9 protein-coding genes are annotated in these 14,061 nt (G+C 48.1%); 4 read left to right on the forward strand and 5 right to left on the reverse strand.

Annotated features, from left to right (window positions below; genetic code table 11):
- Nucleotides 1-24 precede the first annotated feature (24 nt).
- Complete coding sequence (locus AOB49_RS09660) at nt 25-912, forward strand: SDR family oxidoreductase (protein WP_062310608.1); 888 nt, start codon at nt 25-27, stop codon at nt 910-912.
- Here the strand turns inward: AOB49_RS09660 and AOB49_RS09665 are convergent.
- The 3 genes from AOB49_RS09665 to AOB49_RS09675 all read right to left on the reverse strand — a co-directional run bounded on the left by AOB49_RS09665 (nt 893) and on the right by AOB49_RS09675 (nt 4,734).
- The gene (locus AOB49_RS09665; RefSeq protein WP_062310478.1) at nt 893-2,665 is read right to left on the reverse strand and encodes a glutamine--tRNA ligase/YqeY domain fusion protein; all 1,773 of its coding nucleotides are present in this window, start codon (nt 2,663-2,665) and stop codon (nt 893-895) included. The genes AOB49_RS09660 and AOB49_RS09665 overlap by 20 nt on opposite strands.
- Nucleotides 2,666-2,752: 87 nt before the next feature.
- Nucleotides 2,753-4,255, reverse strand: a complete 1,503-nt coding sequence (locus AOB49_RS09670; RefSeq protein ID WP_062310480.1) for a tripartite tricarboxylate transporter permease — start codon at nt 4,253-4,255, stop codon at nt 2,753-2,755.
- A 17-nt stretch (nt 4,256-4,272) separates the two neighbouring features.
- The gene (locus AOB49_RS09675; protein WP_062310483.1) at nt 4,273-4,734 is read right to left on the reverse strand and encodes a tripartite tricarboxylate transporter TctB family protein; all 462 of its coding nucleotides are present in this window, start codon (nt 4,732-4,734) and stop codon (nt 4,273-4,275) included.
- 125 nt (nt 4,735-4,859) lie between these two features.
- Here AOB49_RS09675 and alaS point away from each other — a divergent pair, with 125 nt between their 5' ends.
- Together alaS and AOB49_RS09685 are read left to right on the forward strand one after the other, a co-directional pair.
- Nucleotides 4,860-7,484: an alanine--tRNA ligase gene (gene alaS, locus AOB49_RS09680; protein ID WP_062310486.1), complete on the forward strand. Its 2,625-nt coding sequence runs from the start codon at nt 4,860-4,862 to the stop codon at nt 7,482-7,484.
- 8 nt (nt 7,485-7,492) lie between these two features.
- Complete coding sequence (locus AOB49_RS09685) at nt 7,493-7,720, forward strand: sulfurtransferase TusA family protein (protein WP_062310611.1); 228 nt, start codon at nt 7,493-7,495, stop codon at nt 7,718-7,720.
- Between the two features lie 115 nt (nt 7,721-7,835).
- Here AOB49_RS09685 and galU read toward each other — a convergent pair whose 3' ends face one another.
- Nucleotides 7,836-8,720, reverse strand: a complete 885-nt coding sequence (gene galU, locus AOB49_RS09690; RefSeq protein ID WP_062310489.1) for a UTP--glucose-1-phosphate uridylyltransferase GalU — start codon at nt 8,718-8,720, stop codon at nt 7,836-7,838.
- A 30-nt stretch (nt 8,721-8,750) separates the two neighbouring features.
- Nucleotides 8,751-11,642, reverse strand: a complete 2,892-nt coding sequence (locus AOB49_RS09695) for a valine--tRNA ligase (RefSeq protein ID WP_062310492.1) — start codon at nt 11,640-11,642, stop codon at nt 8,751-8,753.
- A gap of 24 nt (nt 11,643-11,666) precedes the next feature.
- Here AOB49_RS09695 and AOB49_RS09700 point away from each other — a divergent pair, with 24 nt between their 5' ends.
- Nucleotides 11,667-14,054 (forward strand): UvrD-helicase domain-containing protein, encoded by a 2,388-nt coding sequence (locus AOB49_RS09700; RefSeq protein ID WP_062310496.1) that lies wholly within the window; start codon nt 11,667-11,669, stop codon nt 14,052-14,054.
- The last annotated feature ends 7 nt before the right edge of the window (nt 14,055-14,061 follow it).

The following is a 14,061-nucleotide window of genomic DNA, read 5'->3' on the forward strand; positions in this document are numbered from 1 at the left end:
CAATAAATCGTTACGATGTTACTTATGCAATCTTTTGGTAAACCTCGAATCCTGATTATTGGCTGCGGCGACATTGGCCTGCGTGTAGCCAAACAGCTTTCGAAAAGTTGCCGCATTTACGCCTTAACTTCCCAGAAGAACCGTTTTCAGGAGTTGAGGGCGGTTGGCGCGATTCCAATTTTAGGGGATTTGGATAAGCCTGATAGCTTGTGGCGCTTGAGCGGACTGGCTCAAACAGTCATTCACTTGGCGCCGCCCCAAAATGTAGGTCATCGCGACTGCCGTACTCGCAATCTCATTCGAATTTTAGCCCAAGGCTCCTCTATCGTCAGGCGACTGATTTACATCAGCACTACTGGAGTTTACGGAGATCATGGGGGTGCTAGGGTGAGCGAGCTGACCCCTCCGAATCCTCAGAGTGAGCGTGCCAAGCGGCGAGTAGATGCTGAAAACTGTTTGCGTCTATGGGCGCCTTCACAGGGTGTGGCATTGACAATATTGAGGGTGCCCGGAATCTATGCTGAAGATCGCTTGCCGGTAGATCGTATTAAATCTAGAACGCCCGCTCTAAATCCTGCCGAGGATGCTTACTCAAATCACATTCAAAGTGATGATTTGGCAAGGTTAATTTGCGCTGCTGTTTATTACGGTAAGCCGCAAAGAGTAATTAATGCCTGTGATGGTGGCGAAACAAAAATGGGTGATTACTTTGATGAGGTGGCAGATGCATTTGGCCTAGAGCGCCCGCCCAGGTTGCCCGCGGCCGTGCTTGAGAAAATAGTCTCGCCTATGCTCTGGTCATTTATGCGAGAGTCGCGACGCGTCAGTAATGCGCGATTGAAAGAATTAAAAACCCCGCTTCGCTATCCCAGCGTAGCGGAATTTTTAAAGACTATTTCCAAGAATCCTTAAGGCCAACGGTTCGGTTAAATACCGGTTGGCCCGGTTTTGAATCTGCTTGGTCTGCAACAAAGTAGCCGTGACGCTCAAACTGAAAACGCGCTTCTGGCTTGACATCTTTCATGCAAGGCTCCAAATACGCAGTAATGGTTTGTTTTGAGTTTGGATTGATTGCGTCCAAGAAATTTTTATCACCGCTATCTGGGTGAGGATCATTAAATAAATAGTCATATAGGCGAACTTGAGCAGGCACGGCTTCTGCAGCACTTACCCAATGAATGTTACCTTTGACCTTGTAGTTATTCGAGCCAGGTGTGCCGCTTTTGCTATCAGGGAAATGGGTGGCGTTCACTTGAATGACATCGCCATTGGAATCTACTTCAAAGCCGGTGCACTCAATCACAAAACCATGACGCAGGCGAACCCGTCCACCAGGCTGATCGCCAGTGGGTGGATGCAGCCTGAAGAATCCTTTGACAGGCTCTTTCATAAAGTCATCCGCCTCAATCCATAATTCACGGGTGAAATTGAACTGGCGATTACCCCACTCTGGATGCTGTGGATGAAATGGCGCAGAGCAAGGTTCGCTAGCGGATATGTCGAAGTTTTGAATCACTAGTTTGAGTGGCTTTAGCACAGCAGTTGCACGTGGCGCCTTGGCCTCAAGATCATCGCGTAAGGCTTGATCTAAGGTGCTCATATCAATCCAACTATCCGCTTTAGAGACGCCAATGCGTTCGCAAAACAAGCGAATGCTCTCTGGGGTGTAGCCTCGTCGACGGATGCCCACGATCGTTGGCATGCGAGGATCATCCCAGCCATCCACATGTTTTTCTTCCACGAGCTGTAAGAGCTTACGTTTACTGGTAATGGTGTAAGTCAAATTCAGGCGTGCGAATTCGTATTGATGTGGAACTGGATTTTTGAAAATACCTAGCTCTTGCAATGAGCCCACGATCCAGTCGTATAGCGGTCGATTGTTTTCAAACTCTAAGGTGCAAATAGAGTGAGACACATTTTCAAGGGCATCTGAGATGCAGTGGGTGAAGTCATATAAAGGATAGATGCACCACTTATTGCCAGTACGGTGATGATCAGTGTGGCGAATACGGTAAACCACGGGATCACGCATCACGATATTCGGATGGGCCATATCAATCTTTAGGCGTAGAACATGCTCGCCATCTTGATATTTACCCTCACGCATTTCGCGAAAGAGCTGAAGGTTTTCTTCTGGAGTGCGGTCTCGATAAGGACTATTTTTTCCAGCTTGCCCGAAGTTGCCACGATTCGTATGAATATCTTCAGCACTTTGACTGTCAACATACGCTTTGCCATTCTGAATGAGGATTTCCGCAAACTCATAGAGGTGATCAAAGTAATCGCTCGCATGGTAAAGATGGGTGCCCCAATCAAAGCCCAGCCATTTCACCGCATCCAAAATGCTATCTGCATACTCAACATCTTCCTTGACGGGGTTGGTATCGTCCAGGCGCATATTGCAACGTGCACCACCCGCTTGTTGGTTGTAATCAGCGGCTAAGCCAAAGTTTAAGCAGATGCTTTTCGCATGCCCAATGTGCAAGTAGCCATTGGGCTCGGGCGGAAAGCGAGTAATGATGGAGGGAATAGGCTGACCATCTTGATTGGTTCTATTTTGGTAGGCGCCACTTGCCAGGTCATGGTCAATGATTTGACGCAAGAAATTAGAGGGCTCAGCAACTGTGCCGGCGGAAGATTTGGATGGTTTGCTATCTTGAGACATAACCTCATTGTAGAGAAAAGCCCCGCCCCTAAAGAAAAAGCCCGCAAACTGCTGCGGGCTTCTTTTCTTTGAGGGGTTTAATGAATATCAATCCTCCACGAACACCTCTTCGCGGCTCTTCTTCACAGAAGGGAGGGCTACAACAATCACCATTAACGCTGCCGCAATTAGGAGGCCTAATGATAATGGGCGTGTAATGAAGGTTGTAAAGTCACCACGGGAAAGGAGTAATGCGCGGCGGAAATTTTCTTCCATCATCGGTCCCAATACGAAGCCTAGGAGCAATGGAGGTGGTTCGCAACCGAGCTTGAAGAAGATGTAACCGATTACACCAAAGGCTGCAGTTACATAAACATCAAATACAGTGTTGTTTACGGTATAGACACCGATACAGCAGAACACCAAAATCGCTGGATAAAGGAGGCGGTAAGGGATCTTCAAGAGCTTTACCCAGATACCAATGAGGGGCAAGTTCAAGAGAATCAACATCACGTTACCAATCCACATGGAGGCGATCAGACCCCAGAACAATGCTGGGTTGCTGGTCATTACCTGTGGACCTGGTTGGATGTTATGAATGGTCATTGCACCAACCATCAAAGCCATTACTGCGTTTGGAGGAATACCCAAAGTAAGCAAAGGAATGAAAGATGTTTGGGCTGCAGCATTATTCGCTGCCTCAGGGCCTGCAACACCCTCAATAGCACCTTTGCCGAATTCAGCACTGTGCTTGGAGGACTTCTTCTCTACAGAGTAGGCGCCGAAAGCAGCCAATGCGGCACCGCCGCCTGGCAAGATTCCCAAAATAGATCCGATAGTAGTGCCGCGGAGAATGGATGGAACCATGCGCTTGATGTCACTCATGCTTGGGATCATGCTGGTGACTTTGTTGAGGAAGCCCTCATCATCACCTTTCTTCTCCAGGTTACCCATGATTTCAGCGAAGCCGAATACGCCCATAGCAACGCTGACGAAGCCGATACCGTCGCTAAGCTCAGGAATATCGAATGCGTAGCGAGACACGCCAGAGTTCACGTCAGTACCAATCAGACCCATAAGCAAGCCCAGAATGATCATACCGATCGCTTTAATAAGCGAGCCAGAGGCTAAAACTACCGCGCCAATTAAGCCTAGAACCATCAGCGAGAAATATTCGGCAGGGCCGAATTTAAACGCCAATTGAGACAATGGAGCAGCAAAAGCAGCCAAGATTAGGGTTGCAACACAGCCTGCGAAGAATGAGCCCATACCAGCAGTAAACAAGGCTACGCCGCCTCGACCATTTTTGGCCATTTGATAGCCATCAATCGCCGTCACCACCGAGGACGTTTCCCCCGGAATATTGAGCAAAATAGCGGTTGTTGAGCCGCCGTACTGAGAACCGTAGTAAATACCGGCCAGCATAATTAAAGCGGCAATTGGAGGAAGCGCATAGGTTGCTGGCAAGAGCATTGCAATAGTTGCTACAGGTCCCAAGCCTGGCAATACGCCGATTAAGGTACCTAAAACACAGCCAATAAAGCAATAAAGTAAATTTTGAAGCGTAAACGCCGTCTCAAAGCCGAGGGATAAATTAGCAAATAATTCCATTTTTCAGTGTCCCGGTTTTATTGTTGTAGGAAGAATGGCAGGAGGGGGAACTGAAGTTTCAGACCCAGCACAAATACAGAGTAGGTAAAGGCGATCAATACAGCAGAGTTAAGTAAAGCCACCTTCCAGTTGAATTCACGGCTGGCGCTTGATGCAACCATCACGAGAACCAATACTGCAACTAAAAACCCCATTTTTGGTAGGAGTATTCCGTACAGGCAGATCGAGCCGGTAATTAAGGCAATGATTTTCCAGTTGAATTTAGGAATTGCCTCGATTGCAGCTTTAGCACCCATTGATTTGACTAAAACTAGCAGGCCCAGTGCAGCCATTAAGAGTCCCAGCCAAAATGGGAAATAACCCGGCCCCATCTTAGCTGCCGTGCCATATTGGTACTGTCTAGCCACAATGGCAAAGAACAGGCCAATCAAGATGTACATGACACCTGCACCAAAATCTCGTTGATTACGAATTTTCAAGTTGCGCTCCTTATTTATCGACTTAATTGCCGATCTATTTATTGATGTTGTGAGATTGTATGTCAGGTTTGGGTTGATTTGCCAAGGGTTTGCCCTGAGGCAGTGCCAATGCGATAATTATTTGCATGAAAGTCACCCAAATTCGCCAGGCGTACCTGGATTATTTCGCCCAAAAAGGTCACCAAATTGTCCCCTCAAGCCCCGTCGTACCAGGGGACGACCCAACCTTGTTGTTTACCAACGCAGGGATGAACCAATTTAAGGACGTTTTTTTGGGTTTTGACAAGCGCCCATATACCCGCGCGACGACTGCTCAAAAATGTATTCGAGCTGGTGGCAAACACAACGATTTGGATAATGTCGGCTATACGGCCCGCCACCATACATTCTTTGAGATGTTGGGCAATTTCTCATTTGGGGATTATTTCAAGAAAGATGCCATCCAATTTGCCTGGGAATTGCTAACAGACGTTTTCAAGCTACCCGAAGAAAAGCTCCTTGTTACTGTCTATGCTGAAGACGATGAGGCTTATGAGATTTGGAATAAGCAGATCGGTGTGCCAGCGGAACGCATCATTCGCATTGGCGACAACAAGGGTGCTCGTTACGCCTCAGATAATTTCTGGATGATGGGTGACACTGGGCCATGTGGTCCGTGCACCGAGATTTTTTATGACCATGGGCCGCATATTGCAGGTGGGCCTCCAGGTAGCCCGGATGAAGATGGCGATCGCTATATCGAAGTCTGGAATAACGTATTCATGCAATTTAATCGCGACGAAGCAGGCAATATGCATCCTCTGCCAAAGCCTAGCGTTGATACAGGTATGGGTCTTGAGCGTATTGCTGCCGTATTGCAGCATGTCCACTCTAATTATGAGATTGATCTCTTTGTCAATTTACTCAAGGCGGCTAAGGAAGCGGTTGATGCTGCTGGCGCTGAGAACTGCGATGCTCAGAGTCCTTCGCTTAAGGTGATTGCCGATCATATTCGCGCCTGCAGTTTTATTGTTGTTGATGGCGTCATTCCCGGCAATGCTGGGCGCGGTTATGTATTACGTCGTATTGCTCGCCGAGCGATACGACATGGGTACAAGTTGGGTGCGCGTAAGCCATTCTTCTACCAACTCGTTCCAGCCTTGGTTAAAGAGATGGGCTTAGCTTACCCAGAGTTACAAGCATCAAAAGATAAAGTAAGCGAAGTTATTAAGCAGGAAGAAGAACGTTTTTTCCAGACCATTGCTAATGGCATGGAAATTTTGGAGAGTGCGTTAGCCGGTGGAGCTAAAACGGTAGATGGTGAAACAGCCTTTCGTTTGCACGATACCTTTGGGTTCCCATTAGATTTGACTGCCGACGTTTGTCGTGAGCGTGGTGTAACGGTTGATGCTGAAGGTTTTGAGTTGGCAATGCAAAAGCAGCGCGACCAAGCAAGAGCAGCAGGTAAGTTCAAGGTTGCACAAGGTTTGGAATACTCTGGCAAGCCAACCCAGTTTCATGGCTATGACACCCTAAAGCATGAGGGTGCCAAGGTCACGGCCCTTTATATTGATGGCTCCTCTGTTCAATCTATCAAAGCTGGCGATGCCGCTGTGATTGTTTTAGACCACACTCCCTTTTATGCGGAGTCCGGTGGACAAGTTGGTGATAAAGGTGAGTTGCGTAATGAGGCTATGCGCTTCAGTGTGGACGATACTTTCAAGATTCAGGCAGATGTATTTGGCCACCAAGGCGAAGTCCTTGAGGGTGAACTAAAAGTGGGTGATGCGCTTAATGCCTTGGTAGATGTACAGCAAAGAACTGAGACGATGCGCAATCATAGTGCTACGCATATCTTGCATAAAGCATTGCGTGAGGTCTTGGGAGATCATGTTCAGCAAAAGGGTTCTTTGGTTGATGCAAGTAAAACCCGTTTCGACTTTACTCATAATGCTCCAATTACTGCCGCAGAGATTCGTCGGGTTGAGGATATTGTGAATGCGGAGATCTTAGCCAATACAGCGACCTCTGGGAAAGTCATGTCTTTAGATGATGCGCAAAAAACGGGTGCCATGATGCTCTTTGGTGAAAAGTATGGCGATGAAGTGCGCGTCTTAGAAATCGGTAGCTCTAAGGAATTATGCGGTGGTACTCACGTTGCTCGTACCGGCGACATTGGTAGCTTGAAGATTGTTTCCGAGGCTGGCGTAGCTGCAGGTATTCGTCGTGTTGAGGCCGTCACCGGTAAGAATGCACTTCATTTCTTGCAAAGCCTGGAAGACAAGATTCATGAAGCTGCCGGTATTCTGAAAACCCATCCTGGCGACTTAGTCAATCGCGTTGCTCAGTTACAAGAAAGTTTACGTAACGCCGAGCGTGAGTTGGATAAGGTGAACTCTAAGCTCGCCGCAAGCCAAGGCGATGAATTGGCAACTCAAGCAATTGATATCAATGGCATGAAAGTCCTAGCTGCTCGCTTGGATGGTGCTGATGCCCAAGTACTGCGTGAGACCATGGATGCCTTGAAGGCAAAGCTAAAAACTGCCGCGATTGTTTTGGCTTCAGTGCAGGGTGATAAGGTGAGTTTGATTGCTGGCGTGACCGCAGATTCTGTTGCGAAAGTAAAGGCAGGCGATTTGGTGAACTTCGTTGCCCAGCAAGTTGGCGGTAAGGGTGGCGGCAAGCCAGAGATGGCGATGGCTGGCGGAACGGATCCTAGTAAATTAGGTGCTGCATTGGCAGGTGTCAAAGATTGGGTGGCTACTAAATGAGTGAAGCCATTCAATTTAATCTCGAGGTAGATGCAGTCGGAATGAATTGCCCATTACCTATTTTGCGCACCAAGAAAGCTTTAGCAACCATGCAATCGGGTGAAATTCTGAAGGTAAGGGCAACGGATGCTGGTGCTGCCCATGACTTCCCGGCATTTGCCAAGCAGACTGGAAATGAATTACTTTCGAGCACTACCGAGGGTGATGTTTTAGTCTTTTTCCTTAAGAGAAGGTAAAGCGAGAAGATAAAGCGCGTCTCAGGATTAGAGAACCCTGGTAGGAAATCAAAAAGGCAGAAAGTAATTTCTGCCTTTTTGTCATCAATCCCCAGAGAGAATGGTGCGGCGGTGCCTAGGTCAAAGAGCGACTCTTGAGATAGGCCGCAAATTCAGTACTGACTTCAGGGTGACGCAGGGCAAATTCCACAGATGCTTTGAGGTAACCCAGTTTGCTGCCGCAGTCATAGCGCACCCCTTCGTATTCATAGGCGAATACTGACTCTTCTTTTAGCAATGAGGCAATCGCATCGGTGAGCTGAATTTCACCACCAGCACCAGGCTTTAGGTTACGGATATGCTTGAAGATATCCGATGAGAGCACATAACGACCGACAACTGCTAAGTTGGATGGCGCATCCTTGGGTTGCGGTTTTTCCACAATTCCATTGAGGCGGTAAACCCCTTTGCTCACTTCAACACCATCCACAATGCCGTATGAACTACTTTTGGCGGGATCAATTTTTTCTACTGCCAATACTGAACCATTTTGTTCATTAAAGACTTTGAGCATTTGACTTAAAACTGGTGGCTGACCATCGAGCAAGTCATCAGCTAGGATGATGGCAAAGGGTTCATCCCGTACTAATTTCTCCGCACATAAAACGGCATGCCCTAAACCCAGTGCTTCTGGCTGGCGTACATAAACACAATCAACATGGCTGGGCTTTACGCTACGCACAATCTCTAGAAGGGATTGCTTATTTTTTGCCTCGAGTTCGGCTTCCAGCTCATAAGACTTATCAAAGTGGTCTTCAATCGCGCGCTTGCTGCGGCCAGTGACGAAAATCATCTCCGTGATGCCGGCGGCAATCGCTTCCTCAACCGCATACTGAATGAGTGGCTTATCCACCACATTGAGCATCTCTTTAGGGCTAGCCTTGGTTGCCGGTAGGAAACGTGTTCCTAGGCCTGCAACAGGGAAGACTGCTTTGGTAACGGCTTTAGTGCTTAATGGCATGTCATTTCCGATCGCTAGTATTTGAGGGCTTTATTTCAGTCGCTCTAATTGTGCAACAAGCTTCTCATGATTTTGCTCAAATCCCGCAAGCCGCTGTTTTTCTTGACTTACGACTTCTGCAGGCGCACGGGCTACAAAGCTCTCATTACTCAATTTGTTGCGCGCTTTGGTGATTTCATTCGCAAGCCGCTCAATCTCTTTGCTTAGACGAATTCTCTCTGCTGCCGCATCCACCTCAATTTTGAGTAGCAACTTGGAGTTACCGACCAGAGCCATTGGGGCGCCTGGAGCATCTTTCTCAAGCGCGGATTCATCATCGTAGACTTTGACCTCAGAGAGTTTTGCTAATGCAGTCAGATAAGGACTTGCCTTTTTCAAGAAATCTTGCGGACCGCTAATCCATAAAGGCACCTTGAGAGCGGGTGAGACTTGCATCTCGCCACGTAAGTTGCGGCAGGCGTCCACAATTGCTTTGATTTGCGCAACCCATGCTTCGCTCTGTTCATCAATCTTATCAAGTTGAGCAACGGGGTAGGGTTGCAGGGCAATCGTTTGTTTTTCTTGCTTAGCCAACTCTTTACCCACTTTAGGTCCAACAGTTTGCCAAAGCGTTTCAGTAATAAATGGAATGAGCGGATGAGCCATGCGCAAGATGGTCTCTAAAACACGCAAGAGAGTGCGACGCGTGGCGCGTTGTTGTGCTGGCGTGCCGGTTTGTAGTTGAACCTTGGCTAGCTCAAGATACCAGTCGCAATATTCGTCCCAAACAAATTGGTAAATGCTACTGGCGATATTATCAAAGCGATAATTCTGAAAGCCTTTGGCAACATCTGCCTCAGTTCTTTGCAATAGGGAGACGATCCATTTATCTGCAGGTGAAAAGTCTAGATAGCCTTCAGGTCCGCATTGGTTATCGCATGGAGCAAAACCATTGTCCTCATCATTCCCAGGGCAGTTCATGAGAACAAAACGAGTGGCATTCCATAGCTTATTGCAGAAATTACGATAGCCTTCACAACGTTTTTGATCAAAGTTGATATTACGTCCAAGTGACGCTAGTGATGCAAAGGTAAAGCGCAGTGCATCTGTGCCGAATGCCGGAATACCATCCGGGAATTCTTTTTTGGTTTTTTTGCTAATACTTTCAGCTTGCTTGGGATTCATTAAGCCAGTAGTTCGCTTAGCGACTAAGTCTTCAATCTTGATGCCATCAATTAAATCGATTGGATCCAAAGTGTTACCTTTGGACTTACTCATTTTTTGCCCTTCGGCATCTCGCACTAAACCATGCACATAGACAGTATTGAATGGCACTTTCCCGGTAAAGTGACAGGTCATCATGACCATGCGGGCAACCCAGAAGAAGATAATGTCAAAACCCGTTACCAATACCGATGATGGCAAGAAATGTTTTAGTGCGGGCGTTTCATCTGGCCAACCTAAGGAGCTAAACGGCACGAGTGCGGAGCTGAACCAGGTGTCGAGGACGTCCGGATCACGATTGAGTTTCCCGGTGTAACCTGCCGCCGCTGCTTTGGTTTTCGCTTCCTCTTCAGAGCGCGCAACAAAAATTTGTCCGTCATCGCCATACCATGCTGGGATTTGATGGCCCCACCAAAGTTGGCGAGAGATACACCAGTCTTGAATATTTTCCAGCCACTGGCTGTAGGTACTCATCCAGTTTTCTGGAACCAGTTTGATATCACCTTTGGTTACAGCATCTAAAGCTGCGCCAGCAATGGATGAGCCTGGTTGATATTTGTTGTCAGGACTAGGTTTGGATACCGCAACAAACCATTGATCTGTGAGCATTGGCTCGATAATGGTTTGGGTGCGATCGCCACGAGGCACCATCAACTTATGGGGCTGTACTTTTTCGAGTAATCCTGCAGCCTCCAGGTCGGCGACAACTTGTTTGCGAGCTGCAAACCGCTCCAAGCCTTGGTAGGCAGCTGGCGCATTCTCATTAATCTTGGCGTCAAGGGTGAGGATGTTGATAAGCGGTAGTTGGTGGCGTTGTCCAACGGCGTAGTCGTTAAAGTCATGCGCAGGTGTTACTTTGACTACACCGGTACCAAAAGCCAAGTCAACATAGTCATCGGCAATGATTGGGATTTCACGATTACAAAGCGGCAAAGTCACAGATTTACCAATCAAATGTTTGTAGCGCTCATCTTCTGGGTTGACCATAACCGCGACGTCACCGAGTAATGTTTCAGGACGAGTGGTGGCAACAGTCAGGTGTCCGGAGCCATCCGCCAATGGGTAGCGGATGTGCCACATCGAGCCATCTTCTTCTTCGCTAACCACTTCTAGATCAGAAACAGCAGTTCCCAAAACGGGATCCCAGTTCACCAGGCGCTTGCCGCGATAAATCAGACCTTGCTCATGCAGGCGAACAAATACTTCCACTACAGCTTTAGACATCTTGCTGTCCATCGTGAAATATTCTTTACCCCAATCAATCGAGGCGCCTAAGCGACGAATTTGTCGTGTGATGGTGTTGCCGGAAGTTTCTTTCCATTCCCAAACTTTTTCTAGGAACTTTTCGCGGCCCAGATCGTGGCGTGAAACTTTTTGCGCATCGAGTTGACGCTCGACAACGATTTGAGTGGCGATACCTGCATGGTCAGTGCCTGGCACCCACAAGGTATTTTTTCCAGACATCCGAGCATGACGAACCAAGCCATCCATGATGGTTTGGTTAAAGGCGTGCCCCATATGCAGGGTGCCGGTCACATTGGGTGGTGGCAATTGAATGGAGAAATCCTCTTTGCCATCGTCTAGGCTGGCTTCGGCAATGCCTCTGCGTTCCCATTCTGGGCCCCAATACGCTTCAATCGGGGCGGGTTCATAGGATTTGGCTAGTTCATCAAGTGAGCTGGCCGCTGGGGAATTGGGGGTATTCGAAGCATTTGGCATAAGAGGCAAATTATAATTGGGGCGATGTACTCAGACTTGCTCGCAAACCTTAATCCAGAACAACGCGAGGCAGTGACCCTCCCGCCGGTAAATGAAAATGGCCAGGCCCAGTCAGCCCTGATTTTGGCTGGTGCCGGGAGTGGCAAAACCCGCGTCCTCACCACCCGTATAGCTTGGTTGATCCAGACGGGTCAGGTTTCGCCTATTGGTGTCTTGGCCGTTACCTTTACCAATAAGGCTGCTAAGGAGATGATGGTACGCCTGGGGGCGATGTTACCCATTAATACCCGGGGGATGTGGATTGGCACCTTTCACGGTCTTTGTAACCGTCTATTGCGTGCCCATCACAAAGAGGCTGGCTTGCCATCCACTTTTCAGATCTTGGATACCCAGGATCAGTTATCTGCGATTAAGCGCCTTTTAAAGGGTTTAAAGGTGGATGATGAGAAATATCCCGCAAAACAGCTCCAATACTTCATTGCTCATGCCAAAGAGCGTGGTCAGCGCGCCAGAGAGTTATCGGCTGGGGATGATTTTCAGGCCAAGATGGCTCAATTGTATGAAGCATACGACGAGCAATGTCAACGCGAGGGCGTAGTGGATTTTGCGGAGCTTTTGTTACGTAGCTATGAATTGCTCAAACATAATGAAGCGATCCGCACGCATTATCAAGAACGCTTTCGCCATATCTTGATTGATGAGTTTCAAGACACTAATGCTTTGCAATACGCTTGGCTCAAATTGCTATCAGGTCATGATGCGAGTCGTGTCAATGTGAGTGGGGCTGGAAGAAGTGCGGTGTTCGCCGTAGGTGATGATGATCAAAGTATCTATGCATTTCGTGGTGCGGACGTTGAGAACATGCGGCTCTACGAAAAGCAATATCACCCGATCATGGTGAAGTTAGAGCAGAACTACCGTTCGCATGGACATATTCTCGATACCGCGAACTATCTCATTTCAAATAACACCGATCGTCTCGGCAAAAACTTGCGTACTGATGCTGGACATGGTGAGCCAGTTCGTATTTATGATGCGCCAAGTGATCATGCTGAAGCTGCATGGCTTGTTGATGAAATCAAAGCGTTGGTAAATAGTGGTATCAAGCGTACTGAAATTGCTTTGCTCTACAGAAGTAATGCCCAATCACGCATTATTGAGCACGCTTTATTTTCCGCTGGCATTCCCTATCGCGTTTATGGTGGACTACGCTTCTTCGAACGCGCCGAGATTAAACATGCTTTAGCCTACTTACGTCTTTTAGAAAATCCTAACGACGATACCTCTTTCTCGCGGGTAGTCAACTTTCCTACGCGCGGTATTGGAGCAAGATCTATTGAGGCCGTGCAGGATGCTGCACGCGCCCAGAATAGCTCTTTGTATTTGGCAGCCTCTACATTAGATGGCAAGGCTGGTGCCGCTCTAGGCGGTTTTGTGCGTTTGGTTGATCACATGCGTGAAGCGACGCGCCACAATACTTTACCCGAGACGGTTGAGTTTGTGATTCAGCATAGCGGTTTGATTCAACACTATCTGTCTGAACGTGAAGGCCAAGATCGTGTTGAAAACTTACAAGAATTAATTAATGCAGCGACAGCATTTATTGCTGAAGAGGGTTATGGCCAGGATGCTGCGGCCGCTTCGCTTCCGGGTGAGAATGCGCCTGGTGTTGTTGAGGTTTCACCTTTAGCAGCATTTTTATCTCACGCCTCATTAGAGGCGGGTGACAACCAGGCGCAAGCAGGTCAGGATGCGGTGCAATTAATGACAGTGCATTCAGCTAAAGGCCTTGAATTTACCTCCGTCTTCATTACCGGTCTTGAGGAGGGGTTGTTTCCTCATGAGAACAGCATCAATGAACACAATGGCCTGGAAGAAGAGCGACGCTTGATGTATGTTGCTATTACTCGTGCCAAAGAGCGCTTATATCTTTCGCATACCCAATCCAGAATGCTGCACGGTCAAGTGCGTTACAACATGCCTTCTCGCTTCCTAGAAGAATTGCCGTCGGATTCTCTCAAGTGGCTCACACCAAAAGCAAAAGATGCTCGTTGGGGTGGCGCTAGTGGTGGAAATAATGGTCGCTCGGGTTCTGCTTGGCAAGATGGGTATACCCGTCAGCGTGAGTATGAGTCTAATGATTTCTTTGACTCTGGTAGCGATCGTCAAAGGCCTGCTAAGCAGCTTGGACGGGTTGGTTCTGCCTCGACATCAGTTACTCGGATGGCCTCACCTCCACGTGGAAACTATCCATTTACTATCGGACAAAATGTTTTCCACACCAAGTTTGGCGAAGGGCGCGTTACAGGCTTAGAGGGAAACGATGCCGATGCACGCGCTCAAGTGAACTTTAAGCGCCATGGCGTGAAGTGGTTGCAGCTCAGCATTGCAAAACTGGCCGCAATCGACTGAGCATGCA

The sequence above is a fragment of the Polynucleobacter sinensis genome (assembly GCF_001595985.1).
Lineage (GTDB): Bacteria > Pseudomonadota > Gammaproteobacteria > Burkholderiales > Burkholderiaceae > Polynucleobacter > Polynucleobacter sinensis.